Source organism: Agromyces sp. SYSU T00194, from assembly GCF_040496035.1.
Lineage (GTDB): Bacteria > Actinomycetota > Actinomycetes > Actinomycetales > Microbacteriaceae > Agromyces > Agromyces chitinivorans.
The window spans coordinates 169,006-191,440 of the sequence record NZ_JBEPJZ010000001.1 but is presented as its reverse complement, the minus strand read 5'-3'; the positions used below and the strand labels follow the sequence as shown (position 1 = coordinate 191,440).

Below are 22,435 nucleotides of genomic sequence, written 5' to 3'. Positions count from 1 at the left end.
TCCCGACCCGCACGACGATCGACCCGGAGGACCTGCACGCATGAGCGGACCCAGCCACGACCCATCCCTCTACCGCGAGCGCGACCTCGTGCCCGTGCGCCGGGCGCTCGTCTCGGTGAGCGACAAGAGCGGCCTGCTCGAGCTCGCCGGAGCCCTCGCCGCCGCGGGCGTCGAGATCGTCTCCACCGGGTCGACGGCCGCCACGATCCGCGACGCCGGGCACGAGGTGATCGACGTCGCGAGCGTGACCGGGTTCGCCGAGGCCCTCGACGGCCGCGTGAAGACGCTCCACCCGGCCGTGCACGCGGGTCTGCTCGCCGACCTGCGACTCGAGCACCACGAGCGCCAGCTCGCCGAGCTCGGCATCGCCGCGTTCGACCTCGTCGTGGTGAACCTGTACCCGTTCCGCCAGACCGTCGCCTCGGGCGCACCGGCGAGCGACGTGGTGGAGCAGATCGACATCGGCGGCCCGGCGATGGTGCGCGCGTCGGCGAAGAACCACGCCAACGTGGCCATCGTCGTCTCGCCCGATCGCTACGCGGAGGTCGCGGAGGCCGTGGCCGCCGGCGGCACGACGCTCGCGCAGCGGCAGCGCCTCGCGGTCGAGGCGTTCCGCCACACCGCCGGCTACGACGTCGCCGTCGCCTCCTGGCTCGGCAGCGTGGTCGCGCCCGACGACCAGGGCACCGGATTCCCCGGCTGGGTCGGCGGCACGTGGGACCGCGCGCAGTCGCTGCGATACGGCGAGAACTCGCACCAGGCGGCGGCGCTCTACGCCACGCCCGAGGGGCGGGGCATCGCGCAGTCGGTGCAGCTGCACGGCAAGGAGATGTCGTACAACAACTACGTCGACGCGGATGCCGCGGTGCGCGCCGCGTACGACTTCGACGAGCCCGCCGTGGCGATCATCAAGCACGCGAACCCGTGCGGCATCGCGGTCGGCGCGCCCGGGGCGTCCGACCCCATCGCGAGCGCCCACGAGCGCGCGCACGCGTGCGACCCCGTGTCGGCGTTCGGGGGCGTCATCGCCGCGAACCGCACGGTCACGCGCGCGATGGCCGAGACGGTCAGCGGCATCTTCACCGAGGTGCTCATCGCGCCGGCCTTCGAGGGCGAGGCCGTCGAAGTGCTCACGAAGAAGAAGAACATCCGGCTGCTGACCCTGCCCGAGGGCTTCACGCCCACGGTGCTGGAGCAGAAGCAGGTCTCGGGCGGCCTCCTGCTGCAGCAGGCCGATCGTGAGTTCGCGCCGTTCTCGTCATGGACGCTCGCCGCCGGCGAGCCCGCCGACGAGGCGCTCGCCGCGGAGCTCGAGTTCGCCTGGCGCGCGTGCCGGGCGGTCAAGTCGAACGCCATCCTGCTCGCCTCGGGCGGGGCGTCGGTCGGCGTGGGGATGGGCCAGGTCAATCGGGTCGACTCCTGCCGGCTCGCGGTCGAGCGTGCGGGGGAACGCGCGAGCGGTTCGGTCGCGGCATCCGACGCCTTCTTCCCGTTCGCCGACGGGCCGCAGATCCTGTTCGACGCGGGCGTGCGCGCGGTCGTGCAGCCGGGCGGATCGGTGCGCGACGAGGAGGTCGTCCAGGCGGCGAAGGCCGCCGGCGTGACCATGTACCTGACGGGCGAGCGGCACTTCTTCCACTGATCGGCCGGAGCGGGCCGGGCGGCGTCGGCCGGGCCGCTCCGCGGCGTATCCTGAGGGGGATCCGGCGCTCACGAGGCGCCGTCCACCACAGCAGTGCCGCTCACCAGGCGGCCGACCAGGAGCGAATCCCATGACCCTCGCGCACCCCGCAACGTCGCCGGCCGCCGCAACGGCCCACATCCTCGCCGAGGAGGCGCCCGACCACGAGCGCATCCTCATCACCACCGGACCCCGCTCGGGCCTCACGATCATCGTGGCCGTGCACTCGACCCGGCTCGGCCAGGCCCTCGGCGGTGCGCGCCTCTGGCAGTACGACCACTGGACCGACGCGCTGGCCGATGCCCTCCGCCTCTCGCGCGCGATGACGCTGAAGAACGCGGCCGCCGGGCTCGCGCGCGGCGGCGGCAAGTCGGTCATCCGCATCCCGCGCGGCGTGACGCTCACCGCCGACGAGCGCGCGGCGGCGATGCGCGACCTCGGCGATGCCGTCGAGAGCCTGGGCGGCGCGTACATGACCGCGGAGGACGTCGGCACCAGCGCCGAGCTCATGGCGGTCGTCGCCGAGCGCACCGACCACGTCTGTGGGCTCCCGCCCGAGCAGGGCGGCGTGGGCGAGCCGGCGGATGCCACGGCGGCCGGCGTCTTCGCGAGCATCCGCGCGACCGTCGCCGAGCTCTTCGACACGCCCGACCTCGCGGGCCGCCACTTCGTCGTCGCCGGCCTCGGGCAGGTCGGCGGGCGGCTGGCACGTGCCCTCGCCGCCGAGGGCGCACGGCTCAACGTCACCGACGTCGTGCCGGAGCGTCGCGCACTCGCCGACGAGCTCGATGCGGAGTGGGTCGCCCCCGAGGACGCGCACCGCGTCGAGGCCGACGTGTTCGTGCCGTGCGGACTCGGCGGGGTGCTCACCGCGGAGGTCGTCTCCGAGCTGCGCGTGCGCGCCGTCATCGGTGCCGCCAACAACCAGCTCGCGCGCCGCGAGTCGGCGAGCCTCCTCGCCGAGCGGGGCATCCTGTGGGCGCCCGACTTCGTGGTGAACGCGGGCGGCGTGATCTACCTCGACCTGGCGTCCGAGCCCGGTGCCGACCGGGCGGCCATCGAGGCGCGCGTCGCGACCATCGGCGACACCGTGCGTGCCGTGTACCGTGAGGCCGCCGCCTCCGGCACGACCACGCTCGCCGCCGCCGAGCGCCTCGCGCGCGACCGGCTCGACCGTGCGCGCTGAGCCGTCGGTGCCGCCCGGCGGGACGCCCGACGGTGGTGGTCCGGGCGGCCGCTAGGCTCGTGCCGTGACCTCCCCCGACGCATCCGCTCCCGCCCGATCGCACTCGCCTGGCACCCGTGCGCACCGCCGCCGCGTGGCGGCCGCGTTCGCGTCGGCCGGGGCGGTCGCCGCCGTCGCGCTCGGTGCGGCGCTGCTCGGGGTCTTCGTCGCGGGCGGCCAGGCGCCGACCGTCTTCACCCAGGTCGGCGGGCACTTCGTGCTGCTCGCGGTGCTCACGTTCCTGCTGCTCTCGGCGGCGAACGCCGCCGGGGCGACGCGCGCCTGGTTCCTCGCCGCCGCGGCGGGGCTCACGTCGGCGGGCCTCGCGGCGCTGCTCGGCACGACGATCACGGTGCTGGCCGGCGGTGCGCGCCCCGACCTGCGCATGTTCGCGTTCGTGCTGGGCTCGCTGGTCGGCATCAACCTGGTCTTCATCGTCGCGACCGTGTGTGCCGAGGTGTTCCTCGCGCCGCGGGTCGTGCGCGCGGTGCTGGTGCACGGGCCGAGCCGTCGCGCCGCCGACCGCCGCCTGGCGCTCGTGCGCATCCCGGCGAGCAACCTCGACGAGGCGGAGCTCACGCACCTCGAGCGCCTGCCGGTGGACCCCGCGCTCGCCGACGAGCAGTGGGACAACTACTGCGCGGCGCTCGCCGCGGAGGGCTGGAGCACGGTCGAGGTCGACAGCGCCCCCGAACTCGCGGACTCGGTGTTCGTCGAGGACGCCGTCGTGCTGTTCGACGACCTCGCGGTGATCACCCGGCCGGGTGCCGAGTCCCGCCGCGGGGAGACGGCGGGCGTCGAGCGCGTGGTGTCGGGCCTGCGCGGCATGCAGGTGGCCCGCATCGAGGAGCCGGGCACGCTCGACGGCGGCGACGTGCTGAAGGTGGGCCGCACGGTCTACGTCGGCAGCTCGAGCCGCACGAACGCCGAGGGCATCCGCCAGCTCCGGGGCCTGCTCGCGCCCCGCGGCCACGCGGTCGTCGCCGTGCCCGTCACCCGCACGTTGCACCTGAAGAGCGCGGTCACCGCGTTGCCCGACGGCACCGTGCTCGGCCACCCCGACCTGATCGAGCACCGCGAACTGTTCCCGCGCTTCCTCGAGGTGCCCGAGCCCACGGGCGTGGCGGTGGTGGAACTGGCGGACGACACGGTGCTCATGGCGGCATCCGCCCCGGAGACCGCGGCGATGGTCTCCGGGCTCGGCTACCGGGTGGTCACGGTCGACATCAGCGAGTTCGAGAAGCTCGAGGGATGCGTGACCTGCCTCTCGGTGCGGGTACGCTGAACCGGTCCGTACCGAACGCTTGCACCCGCGAGCGCGGCGGGCATATCCTGTAAGGCTGCTCGCCGCCGTCCACCAGACGCGCGCGTGCACAGGGACATCCACCACAAGCGCCCGGGAGGAAGCGATGAAGACGACAGATGGCATGACGGCCGGCACCGGTACGGTCGGCGGGGTCGTCGTCCTCGCCCGACCCCGGCACCGCGCGGCCTAGCACCGCGCCCCGGGTCGCCCCGCGCGGCCCCTTCCCGGCGGCACGCGCCGCCGCGGCGCAGGACCCGAGCGTCCGCGCCGCCCACCACGCACCCTCGCTCGATCAGGGAACGCCGTCGCGCGCTCCCGACCGCCCAGAAGGATTCCCGGCATGCCCGCCAGCACGGTCCACGACCACCCCCAGAACCCGCCCACGCCGCCCGCAGCGCGGCTGAGCACGCCGCGCACCCTGCTGCGCCTGTACCCCTACGCGCGCCCCGCGGTGCCGTTCCTCGTGCTCGGCACGGCGGCCGCGATGATCGCGAGCCTCGTCGCGCTCGCGATCCCGCAGGTGCTCCAGGTGCTCGTCGACGGCCCCCTCTCCGAGGGCGACCCCGACCAGATCGTCCCCGCCGTGCTCGTCGTGCTCGCGCTCGGCGTCACCGAGGCGATCATGATCGCGCTCCGGCGCTGGTTCGTGCTCACGCCCGGCACACGGGTCGAGGCCGACATGCGCAACTCGCTCTACGCGCAGCTGCAGGACCTCCCGGTGAGCTTCCACGACCGCTGGCCGAGCGGGCAGCTGCTCTCGCGCGCCGTGTCCGACCTCGGTCGCATCCGCCGCTGGCTCTCGTTCGGCCTCGTGCTGCTGGTCGTCAACCTCGTCACCATCCTGGTCGGGCTGGGCATCCTCATCTGGATGAACTGGCTGCTCGGGCTCGTCTTCATGGTGCTGTCGCTGCCGCTGTGGATCATCGGGTTCCGGTTCGAGGGCCGCTACTCCGAGGTCGCGCGCCGCAGCCAGGACCAGGCCGGAGACCTCGCGACCGCCGTCGAGGAGTCGGTGCACGGCATCCGCGTGCTCAAGGCGTTCGGTCGCGGGAAGCACGCGCTCGGCACCTTCACGGCGCAGGCCGAGGAGCTCCGCGGCACCGAGATGGAGAAGGCGAAGCTGGAGTCGGGCATCTGGCTCTGGCTGCTGCTCATCCCCAACGTCGCGCTCGCGGTGTGCCTCGTGCTCGGCGTCTGGCTCGCCTCCGTCGACGTGATGACCGTCGGCCAGGTCGTCGCGTTCTTCGCCACCGCGACCGTGCTCGCCTGGCCCATCGAGTCGATCGGCTTCCTGCTCGCGTTCGCGCTCGACACCCGCACCGCGACCGACCGCTTCTTCGAGGTCATCGACGAGGCCAACGCCATCACCGATCCCGAGGCGCCGCAGGTCGTGGACGCGCCGCGCGGCGAGCTCGCGTTCGAGGGCGTGCACTTCCGGTACGCGGATGCCCCCGAGGGCACGCGCGACCTGATCGACGGCGTCGACCTCACGCTGGAGCCGGGCGAGACCATGGCGCTCGTCGGCCTCACCGGCAGCGGCAAGTCGACGCTCACCTCGCTCACGACCCGCCTCTACGACGTGACCGGCGGCGCCGTGACCCTCGACGGGGTCGACGTGCGGGCGCTGGCGCGCGAGGAGCTGCGCACGCACGTGGCGATGGCGTTCGAGGACGCGACGCTGTTCTCCGCGTCGGTGCGCGACAACGTGCTGCTCGGGCGCCCCGAGCTCGCGGGGGACGACCCCGCGGTGCGCGAGCGCGCCGACGCGGTGCTCGCGGAGGCGCTCCAGATCGCGCAGGCCGGCTTCGTGCACGACCTGCCCGACGGCGTCGACACCCTGGTCGGCGAGGAGGGGCTCAGCCTCTCCGGCGGACAGCGCCAGCGGCTCGCCCTCGCGCGCGCCGTCGCGGCCGACCCCGCCGTGCTCGTGCTCGACGACCCGCTCTCGGCGCTCGACGTCGAGACGGAGGCGCTGGTCGAGGAGGCGCTCCGCGAGATCCTCCGGACGACCACCGCGCTCGTCGTGGCGCACCGGCCATCGACCGTGATGCTCGCCGACCGCGTCGCGCTGCTCGAGGAGGGGCGCATCACCGCGGTCGGCCGGCACTCCGACCTGCTCGCGTCGAGCGACCACTACCGGTTCGTGATCTCGAGCCTGGAGGACGAGGAGCGCGAGCGGAAGGCCGAGGAGCTCGACACGGCCGCCATCCCGATCATCGGTCCCGATCCGCGCGAGCGCGACGGGGCCGACCGCAGCACTGCGCAGTCCGAGGGCAGCAGCGACCACCAGGAGGTGACCCGATGAGCGTCGTCGGCGTACAGGGCGAGGAGCGCCACGACTTCACGAAGGAGGAGTCCAGGCAGATCCGCCGGCGTTCGCTGCGCCTGCTCGGCTCGCTCCTGCGGCCGCTGCGCTGGCAGGTCGCGCTGACGGCGCTGGTCGTCACCGTCTCGACGGGCGCGCAGGTCGCCGGTCCGGCGCTGATCGGCTACGGCGTGGCCGAGGGCCTGCCCGCGCTGCTCGACCAGGACTGGCTGCCGCTGGCGTGGGCGGGTGCGGCGTACCTCGCGACCGCGGTCGTCGCCGCGCTGCTCGTCGCCGTCTACATCCGCCAGTCGGCGCGCATCAGCCAGGCGATCCTGATCGACCTGCGCAAGCGCGTCTTCCTGCACACGCAGAAGCTCAGCCTCGAGTTCCACGAGTCGTACACGTCGGGTCGCATCATCTCGCGCCAGACCAGCGACCTCGACGCGATCCGCGAGCTGCTCGACTCGGGCATCAACCAGCTCGTGCAGGGCGTGCTGTACATGTCGTTCACGGCGATCGCGCTGGTGGCGCTCGACTGGCAGTCGGGCCTCGTGCTGGCCGCGGCGCTCGTGCCGCTGTTCGTGCTGACCCGCTGGTTCCAGCAGCGCTCGCAGGTGCTGTTCCGGCGTTCGCGCGAGGCATCCGCGAAGCTCATCGTGCACTTCGTCGAGACCATGACGGGCATCCGCGCGGTCAAGGCGTTCCGCAAGGAGCGGCGCAACGAGAAGGAGTTCGGCGACCTCGTCGAGGACTACCGCGACGTGAACGCCAAGGTCATCCAGATCTTCGGCGTGTACGACCCGGGCCTGGTGCTCATCGGCAACGTGACCGTCGCGATGGTGCTGCTCTGGGGCGGCTTCCGCGTCGTCGACGGCTCGCTCGAGATCGGGTTCCTGCTCGCCGCGGTGCTGTACACCCGTCGGTTCTTCGACCCGATGGAGGACATGGCGATGTTCTACAACTCGTACCAGTCCGCGGCATCCGCGCTCGAGAAGATCTCGGGCGTGCTCGAGGAGGAGCCGAGCGTGCCCGACCCGGTGCGCCCGGTCGACCTGTGGACCGCGCGCGGCGAGGTGTCGTTCGACGGCGTCGAGTTCGCCTACACCGACGACCGGGTGGTGCTGCCGAGGTTCGACCTCGAGATCCCCGCCGGGCAGACCATCGCGCTCGTGGGCTCCACGGGCGCCGGGAAGTCGACGCTCGCGAAGCTGATCTCGCGGTTCTACGACCCGAGCGACGGCGCCGTGCGGCTCGACGGCGTCGACCTCCGGGACCTGCACCCGAAGGACCTCCGCCGCGCGATCGTGATGGTCACGCAGGAGGCGTACCTGTTCTCCGGCTCCGTGGCCGACAACATCGCGCTCGGCAAGCCGGGGGCGAGCCTCGACGAGATCGTGGCCGCGGCGAGGGCCGTGGGCGCGCACGAGTTCATCGAGGGACTGCCGAACGGGTACGACACCGACGTGAACAAGCGCGGCGGCCGGGTGAGCGCCGGTCAGCGGCAGCTCATCTCGTTCGCGCGCGCGTTCCTCGCCGACCCCGCGGTGCTGATCCTCGACGAGGCGACCAGCTCGCTCGACATCCCGAGCGAGCGCCTCGTGCAGGAGGGCCTGACGACCCTGCTGGCCGACCGGACCGCGGTGATCATCGCGCACCGGCTCTCCACGGTCGCGATCGCCGACCGCGTGCTCGTGATGGAGTGGGGCCGCGTGGTCGAGGACGGGTCGCCGGCCGAGCTCATCGGCGGCGACGGCCGGTTCGCCCGGCTGCACGCGGCCTGGCGGGACAGCCTGGTCTAGGCGGGTGCGCCGGTGCTCGCCCCGGTCGTCGTGGACGGCCGGGGCGAGGGCTCCGGCCGGCGCGGCGTGTCGTCGGGGACGAACCCGTCCTCGACCAGCTCCGGCACCCACCAGGCGACGTTGCCCCACGCCACCAGGAAGGCGAGCGCCTGCCAGGTCGGGGCGGCCGCCGGGTCCCCGGTGGCGATCCAGGCGATCGCCGCGACGGCGAACCACGCCTGCACGCCGATCGAGATCGAGCCCACGGTGCTGACGAGCAGGTCCACGGGGCGCGGGCGGTCGCCGCGCCAGAACGGCGGCAACCAGCCCGCGAAGAGCAGCACCGAGACGACGGATGCCGCGACACCGAGCACCATGACCGGCATCCACCACGGCGCGGCGGGTCCGGGCACGAGCAGCGCGAGGGCCTCGCCGGCGTCGGTGGCGCCCGAGAGTTGGAGGGCGATCGGCACCACTCCGGCCAGCAGCACGAGCGTCGCCGCGCCGAGCCCGGCGCGTACCCTCGTTCGCCGGGCCTTCGGCTGCACCACGGCGGTGAACGACCGCGAGGCTGCCGCGACGAGCACGGCCGTGGTGCCGATGGACAGCACGGCCATGAGCACGTTGCCGGTGAGGATCGCGCCCGCGGTCACGGCGATCGCGAGGACCGCGAGGACCATCGGCCAGTTCGATGCGCTCCGCGATGCGTGCTCCTCGCGCTCGATCAGCTCGACCGCGCCGGCCCGCTCGGCGGCGGCGAGCCGCGTCGCCTGCGCGATGCGCTCGGCTCGGGCTGGGGGCGTCGTGCCGGCGGACCCCTCGTCGTCGGGGATCCGCTCGGCGCGGGCGACCTGTTCCGTCGGAAAGGCATCCGCCTCGTCGCGGACGCGCCGCCACCGCCGGTCCGCGCCGGCGCCGGCTGCGATGAGCCATGCGATGAGCAGTGCCGCGACCGCGACCGCCCAGATCCAGGCAGCCACCGACGGCGTCTCGAGTGCGCGCCACGTCAGCAGCCAGCCGGCTCCGGCGGCCACGCCTGCGACGGCGGCAGCGCGGGGCGGGTCGATCACGGTCGGCAGCACGGCGAGCACGGGGCGAAGCACGGCGAGCACCGCACCGATCAGCCAGCGTGCGAACGCCCGCGAGGGTCGGAGCGCCGCCCGGTCGATCACTCGCAGCCCCCGGGACGCGATGCCGACGAGGTATCCGGGCGGCAGGTCGCCGAGCGTGTCGACCCCGGCGCGGAGACGCTGCCGCGCCGTCTCCGGATCAGCCGCGCCGGTCGCGGACACCTCCACCGGGGCCGGGACCTCTCGCCGTGACGGGCGTTCTCCCCGCTCCGAGGCGGCCTGCTCCTCCCGAGCCGCGGCGACCGACTCCGCGTCCGCGTCCGCGAGGATCGCGGCCTGGGCCCGGGCGATCGCGACGGAGGCCTCCACGTCGGTCGTCTCGACGGCGTCGAAGAACCGGATCGCACCGGCGGCGGCGTCCAGTCGTCCCCACAGCCAGTCGTTGACCCGCCAGTGCGCGCTGAGGAAGCCGAGGAAGTTGCCGAGCCCATACCCGGCCAGCTTCGACTGCGGCGTGAGGGTGGCGAGTTGCCCGGTTCGCGTCAGGCGGCCGAGCGCGTCGCGCGGCAGCGGCCGCCCGACCGGTGCGCGCAGCAACTCCTGGAGGGCGCCGCGCCGCTGGCCCTCCATCAGCCGTGTGAACGCCTCCGGCGCGTCGGGTCGCTCGTCGACCCCGATGCTCCAGTAGCGGATGCTGGAGAGTGCGGGCGGGATGCCCGCCGGGCCGATCAGGGCCGCGAGATCGACCGCCCCGACGCCGGCGCCCAGGTCGGCGGCACGCAGCTTCGTCCACGGAGAATGGACCGCGTACCGTCCCGCGTGGTCCGAGATCCCGTCGGCCGGGTCGATGAGACGCGCGTTCTGAGCAAGGAGCCGCCCCACCGCGGCATCGAGTTCCGTCCAGGTGGGAGTGAGGTCCACCGGTGGGGTGCGCGGGCCGAACCAGGCGGTGATCCAGCTCGCGGCGGCCGTCGAGTCCGGTTGCGCCAACTGACGCGAGTCGGCCTGCTGCACGAAGGCCGTGACGGCGTCGAGCACCGCAGCGGTGTCCTCGTGCATGGCCGCATTCGCCGCGGCGAGCGCCCGGTAGGCGACGTCGCGGTCGCGGGCGAACGTGCGGAAGCGCTTCGGGCGCGTGTCGATCGGCTCCCGCTCGGGGATCGACTCGAGGTCGCGGACCCATTCGAGTACGCAGTTCGCCGCGTCGGCCAGTGCCGGCGCCGAGCGCAGCAGCTTCGCACGCGGTTCGAGCTTCTCGGCGTCCTCCCCGTAGCGCTTCACGATCGCCTCGGTGAACGGGATCAGTCGCGTGCGCGCGATGGGCAGGAATCGCCGCCGGTCGTCGAGGTCGGTGGACACCTGCCAGACGGACGGGCCGGCGATCGCCTCGGCGAGCTCCTCGGCGAGAGCGGCGCCGAGGGTGCGCACGTACGTGGCGCGTCGCGCGAGCCGGCCCGGCTCGGACCAGTCGGCCGTGCGGACCAGCTCGACCGCGGCCCGCCGGCGCGCCTCTTCGACGCGCCGGGCGGCGTTGAAGCGCTGGACATCGGCGGTCTCGCGCGCCACGGGCTCGGTGCGGAACATCCGGCTCACCTGGGCGCCGATGGCCCGGAAGAACCGCGACGCGCCCTGCTCCCAGACCAGCGTGTCCTCGGGGCCCGGGTCGGGGTCGGGGTCCAGGAACAGCAGCACCCGGTCCGCGTTGCGGTCCGATCCGCGTGCGCGAGCGGCGCGCATGGCACGTTCGATCGGCACGTTGTCGAACACCGCGCCGTCGACGATCCGGTACGGCACCTCCTGGGGCGTGAAGCCCGCCACGCCGTTGCGGTGCCCGCTGAACGCGTGCCGCAGGTCGTTGCGGTCGCCCATGGGCTCGGCCCCGCCCGGCGAGAGCGATGCCACCTGCGCAGGCTCGAACCCGCCCGGCAATGACGAGGTCGAGCGCGCCGCGAGCGCCAGCCGTTCGAGGCTCACCCGGTCGTCCTGCACCTGGCGCTCGGTGGGATCGGGGTCCTCCGATCGCAGCTTCCGCCGGCGCGGGATCCGGTTCGTGCGAGCGTCCGGGACGCTCGAACGGAACCGGAAGTGCGCGCGGCCCTCGTTGCTGTCCGGCTCGAGCTCGTCGCGCGCGTCGATGGCGGTGGCCGAGAGGTCGATGTCGATGCTGTCGGCGACGAGCTCGGGGTGGTACCGGGTCGTTCCATGGATCGCATCGAGCCCGTCTCGCACCGACGCGCGGAAGTGCTCCTCGCCGCGCATGAGCGCGAGCAGGTCGCCGCGGCCGGGCGTCTGGAGCAGCTTCCAGAGGCCGCCGACCTTGGCCCACATGTCCCGCAGCTCGTCGAGTCCGGCCCCCGCGCCCTGCGCGACCGCGTAGACGACGGCGTTGAGCCCGCCCGCGCTGGCCCCGGCCAGCAGGTCGAACTCGACGCGGTCGTACCCGGTCCGGCTGAGCAGGGTCGCGTAGACGGAGACGCGGTCGAGCATCGCCGCGCTCGGCGCCTCGCCCAGCGGGACGAGGAGGTAGGCGACGGGTTCGCCGTTCTCACCCTCGTGGATGCGGATGCGACGGAACAGGTCGAGCTCGGCCACCGCGCCGCCGATCCAGACGGCGAGGCTGACGCCGCCGCGCATGGCCAGCGACACGCGGAGCGTTCGACCGAAGGCGGCCGGCGCGCCGCGGGTGGCCTTCGCCAGCGTCTCCGGGGCGACGACGGGGATGACCTCGACGTCGGCGAGCGACTTCACCACCGGGCCGGGCGGGCCGGGCGGGCCGGGCGGGCCGGGGAGTTGCCGGGTGTCCGCGTCGGTGTGCTGCTGCGGCTTGTCCATGCGCCAGTGCTCCCCTCGGGGCGGATGCCCCCAAGTATCCCGTTCGTCGGGTGCTGCGCGCGCGCCCCCCGAACTGGTGCCACTTCGCCGAAGTGACGCGTGATTCCCGTGCGGACGACATACTCCGAGGTATTCTCGATTCAACCGCACAACCCGGAACGCGGTACGAGGTGATCATGGACCCGCACCACGACGATGCGACGGCGCTTCGCGTGGCGATCGCTGACGACGCCCTGCTCCTGCGCGAGGGCATCGAGAAGGTGCTCGCGGACGCGGGCATGGAGATCGTCGCATCGGTCGGCACCGCCGACGAGCTGCTCGCGGTCGTCGCCGACTCCGAGCTCGACGCCGCGGTGCTCGACATCCGCATGCCGCCCGACTACTCGGACGAGGGCGTCGGCGCCCTCGAGCGCATCCGCGCCGACGGCTCCAAGATCGGCGTGCTGCTGCTGTCGATGTACGCGACCCCCGAGTACGCGGTCCGCGTGATGGGGGCCGGCGCCGGCACGGGCTACCTCCTGAAGGACCGCGTGTCGGAGCCGCAGTCGCTCGTGCGCGCGGTGCAGACCGTCGCGTCCGGCGGCTCGGTCGTCGACCCCGAGGTCGTCTCGAAGCTGGTGTCGCGTTCGCGCGCCGATGACCCGATCGCGCGGCTGACCCCGCGCGAGCGGTCCGTGCTCGAGCTGATGGCCGAGGGGCGCTCGAACGCGGGCATCGCCCAGGAGCTCTTCCTCGGCGTCAAGACCGTCGAGACGCACGTCCGGAGCATCCTGCAGAAGCTCGACCTCGAGGAGTCGCCCGAGCACCACCGGCGCGTGCTGGCCGTGCTGATGCTCCTCGGGTCGCGGTGATGCCCGCGGTTCCCGCAGCGGTCCGCTCGCGGATCACCGGGCGATCGCTCGCGATCGTCGGGGTCATCGTCGCGAGCCTCGCGATGGAGGTCGGCGGCTGGATCGCGACGCCGCCCGACGAACGGTTCGACCCCAGTTACGCGACGCTGCACGCGACGGTGCCGATCGTCTTCGCCGTCTGCGCGGCGATCGCCTGGCGGCTCGAGGTCGCGCCCTCGGCCGCGCTGCTCATGGCGATCTTCCCCCTGCTGTGGATCCCGCAGACGATCTACAACGTGATCGCTCCCCTCGGCTGGCTCTGGCCGGTGGTGCGCGGCGTCGACCTGCTCTGGGGCGTGCTGGCGGGCGTGCTGGTGCTGATCTACCCGCGGGGCACGTTCGCGGACAACACCGACCGTGCGATCGCGTACTCGGCGTTCGCCGTCGCGGCGGTGAACTTCGCCGCGGTCCTCCTGCTCGCCGTGCCGGACGCGGTGCCGTGCGACTGCGCCCCGAACCCGTACTCCTTCCTCGAGGCGCCGCTCGCCTTCGCGATCATCGACGCCGGGTTCCGGCTCTTCGGCGGCCTGCTCGTCGTGGTGGTCGCCGTCCGGATGCTGCTGCGCTGGATGCGCGGCTCCGTGCCGGCCCGCACGATCGTGTTCCTGATGCCCGTCGCGCTGCTCGCCTGGGCGACGACGCTCGCGATCCAGGTGGTCAGCTACGCGACCGACACCGAGTTCGACGAGATCGCCGCGACCATCTCGCTGATCGCGATCGCCACGATCCCCGTCTGCTTCGTCGCGGGCATCGCGCACGCGCGCAACCTGCGCGCGCGCGTGGCCGACCTCATGCGCATCACGCGGGAGAGCGCCGATCGCACGCTGTGGGCGGAGTCGCTCGCCCGCACGCTGCGCGACCCCTCGGTGCGGGTGTACTGGTGGGACGACCGGGCGGGACGGTACACGGATGCCGCGGGCGAGCCGCTCGACGCCGCCGGCGGAGGCGGTGCCGGCCTGCTGCCGATCACGTCGCCCTCGGGCGCTCGGCTGGCGCTCATCCGGCACGACCTCGCACTGACCGACAACACGCGACTCCTCGACGGCGTCTCGGCCGCGCTGCGTCTCTCGGTCGACAACGGCCGCCTGCGCTCCCAGGTGGAGGCCACGCTCGCGCAGGTGCGCGAGTCGCGCGAGCGGCTCGTGGTCGCCGGGCTCGAGACGCGTCGCCGCATCGAGCGCGACCTGCACGACGGCGCGCAGCAGCGCATCGTCTCGCTCGGACTCCAGCTCCGCGTGCTCGCCGACCGGGCCGTCGCCGCGGGCGAGCCCGACCTCGCCGCGCGCGCGGAGCAGGCGATCACCGAGGCGGGCACCGCCCTGCGGGAGCTCCGCGAGCTCGCCCACGGCATCCATCCGAGCCTGCTCTCGGCGGGTGGACTCGCGCTCGCCGTGCCCGAGCTCGCGGGGCATTCCCCGGTGCCGACGCACGTCGACGTGCATGTCGGCCGCCTCCCCGAGGTCGTCGAGTCGACGATCTACTTCGTGCTCTCGGAGAGCCTCGCGAACCTCGCCAAGCACGCGCAGGCGACCCACAGCTGGGTGAGCGTGGAGATCGTCGCGGCGGATGCCGCCGCCCGCCGGGAGCCGCCGGGTGGTGCGGACGGCGCGGAGGGTGCGGACGATGCGACCGAGGGTGACCCGGGGGAGCCCGGACGCGCCGGGGAACCGGACCCGGCGGGCGACGGTCCGGTGGAGGTCGTGCGCCTGACCGTGCGCGACGACGGGGTGGGCGGCGTGGACCCTCGCGGCACCGGCATCGTCGGCATGGCCGACCGCGCCGAGGCGATCGGCGGCACCTTCCGGCTGGAGAGCCCGGTGGGTGGGGGCACGACCATCCGGATCGACCTGCCGCTCGTGGTGGCGGACGACGCGATCGCCGCCTCGCTCGGCGAGCCCGTCACCGCCGACTGACGTCGGGCTGCCGGCGCGCGGGTCAGGGGCGCCAGCGCGCCCGTGCGAGGTCGACCCGGTAGCCGTCGTCCGTCGCGGCGGGCAGCAGCGGCGTGCGCTCCTCGCGGTAGTGGGCGAGTGCGCGCTCGGCGTGCCCCGACGGCGGGTGGCCGCCCGCGCGCAGCACGCGCCACCACGGCACCAGGTGGCCGGAGCGCGCCATCACGGTGCCGACCGCGCGCGCACCGCGCGAGCCGAGCAGCGCCGCCACGTCGCCGTAGGTCAGCACGTGCCCCGCGGGGATCTCGGCGACGAGCTCCAGCACGCGCTCGCCGAACCCGCCGGCGGCCTCCTCGGGCACGGCCGGCGCCTCAGAGCGCGAGCTGGCCGATCACGTCGCCGTACTCCGACTCGCCCACGTCGATGAAGCCGATGCGGTGGAAGAACTCCCCGGGTCCCTGCTCGCCGGCCTCCCACATCACGGTCACGTGATCGAAGCCGCGCGCCTTCGCCTCGCGGGCGAGCGCCTCGGCGGCGAACCGCCCGACGCCCTTGCCCTGCACGTCGGCGTCGACGTTGATGCGCCAGAGGCACGCGCGGAACTCCTCGCGGGGCTCGTCGGGGTCGAAGTTGCCGTGGATGAAGCCGACGACGCGGTCGCCCTGGAGCACCACGCGCTGCCAGGCGGTCGCCGGGTTCACGACGGTCGTCTCGGCGGAGTAGGTGACCGGCGCGACGAACTGCTCCTGGCCGGGCTTCAACGACAGGCCGTTCGCGGCCGCGACGTTCGAGGCCGACAACTCTTCCAGACGCAGATCACCCATGAAGGCAAGGGTAGCCGTTCTGCGCGCGATCGGGGCGGGCGCGAGCGTCCGGAGCGCCTCCAGAGTTGTCTCGATGTCGAGATATCCGCCCGGGTTGGTAAGCTGGTCGGCGGCGATTCTCCGCCCGTTCCGACTTCCACCCGAAGATTTCAAGGAGACCACCGACTTGAGCAAGATCAAGGTTGCAGGCACCGTCGTCGAACTCGACGGCGACGAGATGACCCGGATCATCTGGCAGGCCATCAAGGACCAGCTGATCCACCCCTACCTCGACATCGACCTCGAGTACTACGACCTCTCGATCCAGAAGCGCGACGAGACCGACGACCAGATCACGGTCGACGCGGCGAACGCCATCAAGAAGCACGGCGTCGGCGTCAAGTGCGCGACGATCACGCCCGACGAGGCGCGCGTCGAGGAGTTCGGCCTGAAGAAGATGTGGCGCTCGCCGAACGGCACCATCCGCAACATCCTCGGCGGCGTCATCTTCCGCGAGCCGATCATCATCTCGAACATCCCGCGGCTCGTGCCCGGCTGGAACAAGCCGATCATCGTCGGCCGCCACGCGTTCGGCGACCAGTACCGCGCCACCGACTTCAAGTTCGAGGGCGAGGGCACCCTGACCATGACCTTCACCCCGAAGGACGGCTCCGAGCCGCAGTCCTTCGAGGTGTTCCAGTCGCCGGGCTCCGGCGTCGCCATGGGCATGTACAACCTCGACGAGTCGATCCGGGACTTCGCCCGCGCCTCGCTGAACTACGGCCTCTCGCGCGACTACCCGGTCTACCTCTCGACCAAGAACACGATCCTGAAGGCCTACGACGGCCGCTTCAAGGACCTCTTCCAGGAGGTCTTCGACGCCGAGTTCAAGGAGAAGTTCGAGGCGGCCGGCCTCACCTACGAGCACCGCCTGATCGACGACATGGTCGCGGCGAGCCTCAAGTGGGAGGGCGGCTACGTCTGGGCCTGCAAGAACTACGACGGCGACGTGCAGTCCGACACCGTCGCGCAGGGCTTCGGCTCGCTCGGCCTCATGACGAGCGTCCTGGCCACGCCGGACGGCAAGGTCGTCGAGGCCGAGGCCGCGCACGGCACCGTCACGCGCCACTACCGCCAGCACCAGCAGGGCAAGCCCACCTCGACCAACCCGATCGCCTCGATCTACGCCTGGACGCGCGGCCTCGCGCACCGCGGCAAGCTCGACGGCAACCAGGAGCTGATCGACTTCGCCGCCACCCTCGAGGACGTCGTCATCACGACGGTCGAGTCCGGTGCCATGACGAAGGACCTCGCGCTCCTGGTCGGCGGCGACCAGCCGTACCAGACCACCGAGGAGTTCCTGAACTCGATCGACGCGAACCTCAAGGCGCGCCTGGCCGCCTAGGCGAACGCTCGAGACGGGGTCGGATGCCACGGGGCATCCGGCCCCGTCGTCGTCTCCGGCCGCGTTGCGACCGGCCGGGCGCCGCATCGGCGAGGATGGAGGCATGGCTCGCGGCATCCGTCTCGTCCGTCGCTATCCCGCCGTCGCGCTGACGCTCGCGATCGGACTCGCGGGCATCGTGCTCGCGCTCGCCGGCCAGGGGTGGCTCGTCGCCTGGACGTTCAGCGTCTACGCGCTCGGCGTCGCCGCGTGGCAGGCGGTCGGCATGGTGCGCGACCTGCTGCGCGGGCACTGGGGGCTCGACCTCCTGGCGGTCACCGCGATCGTGGCGACGGTCGTGGTCGGCGAGTACGTCGCGGCGCTCATCGTGGTGCTCATGCTCACCGGCGGCGAGGCGCTCGAGGACTACGCCGGCCGACGCGCGAAGCGCGAACTCGACGCGCTGCTGGCGCGGGCCCCGCAGCACGCGCACCGCGTGGACGGCGACCGCTTCGTCGACGTGCCGGTCGACGAGGTGCGGCCGGGCGACCTGCTGCTGGTCCGGCCGAGCGAACTCGTGCCGGTCGACGGCGAGCTGGCCTCGCCCGCGGCCTCGGTCGACGAGTCGTCGATCACCGGCGAGAGCGTGCCCGTCGAGAAGCGCGCGGGCGACGGGCTGCTCAGCGGCTCGGTGAACGGCACGGTGGCCGTCGAGCTGGTGGCCACGGCGCGCGCCGACGAGAGCCAGTACCAGCAGATCGTCGCGCTCGTCGCCGAGGCGGCCGCGAGCCGGGCGCCGGTGGTGCGGCTCGCCGATCGCTACGCGGTCCCGTTCACGGTGTTCTCGCTGCTGCTCGCGGGGGTCGCCTGGTGGGTCTCCGGCGATCCCGTGCGCTTCGCCGAGGTGCTGGTGCTCGCGACGCCGTGCCCACTGCTGATCGCGGCGCCCGTCGCGTTCATCGGCGGCATGAGCCGCGCAGCGCGCAACGGCGTGATCGTCAAGGGCGGGGGAGTGCTCGAGCAGCTGGCCCGGGCCCGCACGGCGGTGTTCGACAAGACCGGCACGCTCACGCACGGCTCGCCCGAGCTGGTCGCGGTGCGGCCCGAGGCCGGATTCGACGCGGACGAGCTGCTCGGCCTCGTGGCATCCGCCGAGCAGTACTCGTCGCACGTGCTCGCGGCGTCGATGATCGACGCGGCGCGCGCCCGCGGCCTGCGGCTCCGCGAGGCGGTCACGGCCCGCGAGGCCGCCACGAACGGCGTCGTCGCCTCGATCGACGGACGGGAGGTGGTCGTGGGCAAGTTCGCGTTCGTCGCCGAGCACTCCGCCGGCGCCCGACGCGCCGCGATCGCCGCGGGAGAGCTCGCGATCTACGTGGCGGTGGACGGCGCGTTCGCCGGCGCCCTGCTCGCGCGCGACCGCGTGCGCGGGAACGCCCGGGCGACGCTGGAGCGGCTCGCCGCCCTCGGCGTGCGGCACACGATGATGCTGACCGGCGACGCGCAGGCGACCGCCGACCACATCGCCGCCGAGGTCGGCATCGAGCGGGTGCGCGCCGAGTGCCTGCCCGCCGACAAGGTCGCCGATGTGGCGGGCATCGCCGAGCGCCCGGTGGTCATGGTCGGCGACGGCGTCAACGACGCGCCGGTGCTCGCGGCGGCCGACGTCGGCATCGCCATGGGCGCGCGCGGCGCGACGGCGGCGAGCGAGTCGGCGAGCGCCGTGATCCTCGTCGACGACATCTCGCGCACGGCGAAGGCCGTCGAGATCGGCCGTGACACGGTGCGCATCGCGCTGCAGAGCATCTGGATCGGCATCGCGGTGAGCGTCGCGCTCATGGTGGTGGCGACCTTCGGGGTGATCCCCGCGACCGTGGGCGCGCTGCTGCAGGAGGTGGTCGACCTCATCACGATCCTCGCCGCGCTCCGCGCGATCGGTGGGCGGCGCGATGCGCGCACCGCGGGCGTCGCGGACGAGCAGCCGGTCCGGGCGGGCGCGGCCCGGGGCGACGCGCCCCGCTGACCCGGCGCGTCAGCCTGCGAGGTCGGACGTGTGCGCGATCACGACGGCCTGGACCCGATCCCGCACGCCGAGTTTCAGGAGCACCCGTGCGACGTGCGTCTTGACGGTCGTCTCCGCCAGGTACAGCTCCGCGCCGATCTCCGCGTTCGAGAGCCCGCGCGCCATGGCGCGCAGCACGTCCCGCTCGCGCGGGGTCAGCTCGGCGGCGCCCGGCGGTGCGTCCACGGGCCCGGGGCGCTCCACGTAGCTCCGCACGAGTCGGGTCATGACGCTCGGGCCGAAGGTCGACTCGCCGGCCGCGCACGCCTTCACCGCGGTGATCAGCTCGCGCGGCGGGGTCGTCTTGATGAGGAATCCGGATGCGCCGGCGCGCAGCGCACCGACCACGTAATCGTCGAGGTCGAACATCGTCAGCACCATGACCCGCGTCGCGGGCGACGCCGCGAGCACGGGTCCGATCGCCGCGATGCCGTCCCCGCCCGGCATCTCGACGTCCATCAGCACGAGATCCGGTCGGAGCCGCGCCGCCTCGCGCACCGCGGCCGGCCCGTCGTCGCAGACCGCGACGACGTCCAGCTCGGCGTCGCTCTCGAGGATCGACACGAGTCCGCTCCGGAGCAGCTCGTGGTCGTCGGCGAGGATGAGCCGGGTCATCCGGAGGGCTCCGTCGTGACGGCGAGCGGCATGCACGCGACGAGCCGGAACCCGCCGTCGACGGCGGGACCGGCCGCGAACTCGCCGCCGACCTCGGCCACCCGCTCGGCGAGGCCGGTGAGTCCGTACCCGCCGCCCGATCGGGTCGCCGCGGGTGCGCCGTCGTCGATCACCGTCACCTCGAGGTCGTCGCCGGTCCGGTCGACCCGGATCGCGATGCGTGCGCCCGGTGCGTGGCGGACCGCGTTCGCGACACCCTCCTGGGTGATCCGGTAGGCCGTCTCGGCGATGCCGCCCGGGAGCACGGGGAGCGGGTCCGGCAGCGATGCGGTCACGTCGACGCCCGCGCGACGCATGCGCTCGACGAGTGCCGGCAGGTCGCCGAGACCTCGGTCCGCCGAGCCGCCGATCGTGGCACCGGCGAGGCGCGGCATGAGGTCGTCGAGCTCGTCGACGGCCTGCTCGGCGGCGGTGACGATCACGTCGATCGCACGCAGCGCGCCCGGTCGGTCGTCGGCCCAGCGCAGTTCCGCCGCACCCGCCTGCATGACGATCACCCCGATCGTGCCCGACACCGCGTCGTGCAGCTCGCGGGCGGTCGCGATCCGGTCCCGTCGCACCGCGGCATCGGCCTCCCGGGCGAGGAGCGCGTCGTGCTCGGCCGCCCGGTGGGCGCTGCGCCGTCGACGCGCATCGAGGAGTCGGCTCGCGAGGCCGGTGAGCGCCGCGGCGATGAGGATCACGATCAGGACGCCGACGTTGTCGGGTGCCCAGACGACCTGCGACCAGACGCCTGCGACGGCGAGTGCGATCGGCCCGGCGACCGCCAGTTGGCCGCGACGGGGCCGCGCCGCTGCCGCCCACATCGGCAGCCCGAGGGCGAGGACGGTCCAGATGCCGAACGACACCGGAGCCCCGAACACCGACCCGAGCGCGATCGCGACCGCCTGTGCGAGGAGCGTCGCACCGGGGTCGATCCGCCAAGCGAGCGTCGCTGCGGCGGCGAGCGCCCCGAGTGATACCGCGAACGGGCGCAGGTCGTCCGGCGCGACCGATGGGCCCGCGACGCCCTCGAAGATGCAGACCACGACGGCGATCGTGGCCAGGGCGAAGTCGAGGCCCGCCGGGCGGGTGCGCCGCTCCGGGCGCGGTGCGTCTGCGGCCGCCGCCGGCGCGCCGTCTCCACCGGGCGCGCGGAGGAGTTCGAGCAGCAGGCGCAGCTCCGCGGTGGCGGCCCGGCCCTCGCGCTGGATCGCTCGAAGCAGGTCGGGTGCGTCGGCCGAGCGGGGGGATGCCTCGAGCGCGGTCGCGCGCGATCGGATGCCGAGCACCGCGCGACGCACGACCGCCTCGATGTCGGCGGACATCCGGGCCCGCTCCTCATCGACGGCGGCCCGCGCGGCGTCCTCCGGCGAGCGGTCGATCGTCCGCGCGGCGTGCGCCGCGGCACGGTGTGCCGACCGCCAGGCGATGACCGCCGCACGGACGCCCAGGCCGAAGAAGGTGAACAGGATCGACACGAACACGACGTCGAGGGGTGGCAGTTCGCCGCCGTACAGCGCACCGACGGCGGCGGTCGCGGCCAGCACCGCGACCACCGCGACGGCGGCGTACGACAGGATCCGCGGGCCCATGCGACGCACGCTACTGGTCCGGCGGGCAGGGGCGCATCCTCCTCGCGGACGACGTCTGCGCCGTCCGCGCGGAGGAGTCATCGCGGTACGCGCGGCAGGACCCGCGCGGTTCGCAGGACGGATCCGCTTCCGATTCCGCAGCGGGAGCCTGTTCGAGGGCGGTCGACCGATCGCCGCCGACCACACCGACCGAAGGAACCCGCCATGTCCCGCATCCGCATCGCCGCCCTCGTCGCGGCGATCGCCACGTCCGCGATCGCCCTCACCGATGCGTTCACCCGCATCCTCACCGGCACCGATTCCGTGTTCGCCGAGGGCGGTCCGCTCCCGGTCGTCGAGACGATCGGCGGCACCATCCACGTCGCCTGCTACGTGCTCGTCGTGGTCGTGCTGTTCACGGTCGCCGCGCCCGTCTTCCGCGGGCGACCCTGGCGCAACGTCGTGCGGTGGGCGCTGGCGTTCGTCTACGGCGCAATGGCCGTCGGCATCGGGGCGAGCCTCTTCGGCCTCGAGATCGCCGGCGTCCTCGAACTCGTGGTCAACATCGGTTTCCTCGGGATGCTGCTGTTCCCGTTCGCGCTCGGCATCACGATGCTCGTGCAGCGCGATCGCTCGGCATCCGCGTGGCTGTTGGCCCTCACGCTGCCGGCCGTCGTGCTGATGTTCGTGCTGCCCGAGGCCGCGGCGCACCCGGGCTACGCCGAGACGTTCGCGAACCTCGGCCTCGCATTGCTCGGTGCGTCTGCCGCGACCGCGCCGGCGCGCGGCGTTCGAGTCACCGCATCGACCGCCGCGTGACCCCTGCTGCTCGGGGTCCGGGCCCGGATTCGGGCCCCGAGCAGCGTGAGGGACCCTCACCTCCGTATGTACAATCTTCGAGCATTCCTCGCGTAGGCAAAGATCGTGCAGGATACGCAGCGAATCTGCGTGTGCACTCCCTTCATCCTGCGAATTC

The 22,435-nt window shown here is 73.4% G+C and carries 15 protein-coding genes; 10 read left to right on the top strand and 5 right to left on the bottom strand.

Annotated elements, in window-relative coordinates; genetic code table 11:
• The first annotated feature begins 40 nt into the window (after window positions 1-40).
• From purH to ABZK10_RS00890, 5 genes are all read left to right on the top strand, one after another.
• On the top strand, window positions 41-1,642 hold the full coding sequence (gene purH / locus ABZK10_RS00910) for a bifunctional phosphoribosylaminoimidazolecarboxamide formyltransferase/IMP cyclohydrolase (RefSeq protein WP_353807305.1): 1,602 nt from the start codon (window positions 41-43) through the stop codon (window positions 1,640-1,642).
• Between the two features lie 130 nt (window positions 1,643-1,772).
• On the top strand, window positions 1,773-2,867 hold the full coding sequence (locus ABZK10_RS00905; protein WP_353807304.1) for a Glu/Leu/Phe/Val dehydrogenase family protein: 1,095 nt from the start codon (window positions 1,773-1,775) through the stop codon (window positions 2,865-2,867).
• Window positions 2,868-2,931: 64 nt separating this feature from the next.
• Window positions 2,932-4,191 (top strand): dimethylargininase, encoded by a 1,260-nt coding sequence (gene ddaH, locus ABZK10_RS00900; protein ID WP_353807303.1) that lies wholly within the window; start codon window positions 2,932-2,934, stop codon window positions 4,189-4,191.
• Between the two features lie 361 nt (window positions 4,192-4,552).
• Complete coding sequence (locus ABZK10_RS00895) at window positions 4,553-6,517, top strand: ABC transporter ATP-binding protein (RefSeq protein WP_353807302.1); 1,965 nt, start codon at window positions 4,553-4,555, stop codon at window positions 6,515-6,517.
• The gene (locus ABZK10_RS00890) at window positions 6,514-8,319 is read left to right on the top strand and encodes an ABC transporter ATP-binding protein (protein ID WP_353807301.1); all 1,806 of its coding nucleotides are present in this window, start codon (window positions 6,514-6,516) and stop codon (window positions 8,317-8,319) included. The genes ABZK10_RS00895 and ABZK10_RS00890 overlap by 4 nt, the downstream gene beginning before the upstream one ends.
• Here the strand turns inward: ABZK10_RS00890 and ABZK10_RS00885 are convergent.
• Window positions 8,316-12,200 carry a DUF3376 domain-containing protein gene (locus ABZK10_RS00885; RefSeq protein WP_353807300.1) on the bottom strand — a complete coding sequence of 1,295 codons (3,885 nt, stop codon included), beginning with the start codon at window positions 12,198-12,200 and terminating at the stop codon, window positions 8,316-8,318. The two genes, ABZK10_RS00890 and ABZK10_RS00885, sit on opposite strands and share 4 nt — an antisense overlap.
• Before the next feature lie 176 nt (window positions 12,201-12,376).
• Between ABZK10_RS00885 and ABZK10_RS00880 the strand changes: the two genes are divergently transcribed.
• Entirely contained in the window at window positions 12,377-13,051 is a 675-nt protein-coding gene (locus ABZK10_RS00880) for a response regulator (RefSeq protein WP_353807299.1), read from the top strand.
• The gene (locus ABZK10_RS00875; RefSeq protein ID WP_353807298.1) at window positions 13,051-15,003 is read left to right on the top strand and encodes a sensor histidine kinase; all 1,953 of its coding nucleotides are present in this window, start codon (window positions 13,051-13,053) and stop codon (window positions 15,001-15,003) included. Before ABZK10_RS00880 ends, ABZK10_RS00875 begins: the two co-directional genes overlap by 1 nt.
• A gap of 22 nt (window positions 15,004-15,025) precedes the next feature.
• On the opposite strand, the gene ABZK10_RS00870 is transcribed toward ABZK10_RS00875, so the two are convergent.
• Together ABZK10_RS00870 and ABZK10_RS00865 are read right to left on the bottom strand one after the other, a co-directional pair.
• Window positions 15,026-15,343 carry an MGMT family protein gene (locus ABZK10_RS00870; protein WP_353807297.1) on the bottom strand — a complete coding sequence of 106 codons (318 nt, stop codon included), beginning with the start codon at window positions 15,341-15,343 and terminating at the stop codon, window positions 15,026-15,028.
• Window positions 15,344-15,353: 10 nt separating this feature from the next.
• Window positions 15,354-15,806 (bottom strand): GNAT family N-acetyltransferase, encoded by a 453-nt coding sequence (locus ABZK10_RS00865; RefSeq protein ID WP_353807296.1) that lies wholly within the window; start codon window positions 15,804-15,806, stop codon window positions 15,354-15,356.
• 166 nt (window positions 15,807-15,972) lie between these two features.
• On the opposite strand from ABZK10_RS00865, the gene ABZK10_RS00860 reads away from it, so the two are divergent.
• Complete coding sequence (locus tag ABZK10_RS00860; RefSeq protein WP_353807295.1) at window positions 15,973-17,190, top strand: NADP-dependent isocitrate dehydrogenase; 1,218 nt, start codon at window positions 15,973-15,975, stop codon at window positions 17,188-17,190.
• Window positions 17,191-17,293: 103 nt separating this feature from the next.
• Window positions 17,294-19,192 carry a heavy metal translocating P-type ATPase gene (locus tag ABZK10_RS00855; RefSeq protein ID WP_353807294.1) on the top strand — a complete coding sequence of 633 codons (1,899 nt, stop codon included), beginning with the start codon at window positions 17,294-17,296 and terminating at the stop codon, window positions 19,190-19,192.
• A 9-nt stretch (window positions 19,193-19,201) separates the two neighbouring features.
• On the opposite strand, the gene ABZK10_RS00850 is transcribed toward ABZK10_RS00855, so the two are convergent.
• The gene (locus ABZK10_RS00850) at window positions 19,202-19,846 is read right to left on the bottom strand and encodes a response regulator (protein WP_353807293.1); all 645 of its coding nucleotides are present in this window, start codon (window positions 19,844-19,846) and stop codon (window positions 19,202-19,204) included.
• Window positions 19,843-21,480, bottom strand: a complete 1,638-nt coding sequence (locus ABZK10_RS00845; RefSeq protein ID WP_353807292.1) for a sensor histidine kinase — start codon at window positions 21,478-21,480, stop codon at window positions 19,843-19,845. The genes ABZK10_RS00850 and ABZK10_RS00845 overlap by 4 nt, the downstream gene beginning before the upstream one ends.
• Window positions 21,481-21,684: 204 nt before the next feature.
• Between ABZK10_RS00845 and ABZK10_RS00840 the strand changes: the two genes are divergently transcribed.
• Window positions 21,685-22,278, top strand: a complete 594-nt coding sequence (locus ABZK10_RS00840) for a hypothetical protein (RefSeq protein WP_353807291.1) — start codon at window positions 21,685-21,687, stop codon at window positions 22,276-22,278.
• The last annotated feature ends 157 nt before the right edge of the window (window positions 22,279-22,435 follow it).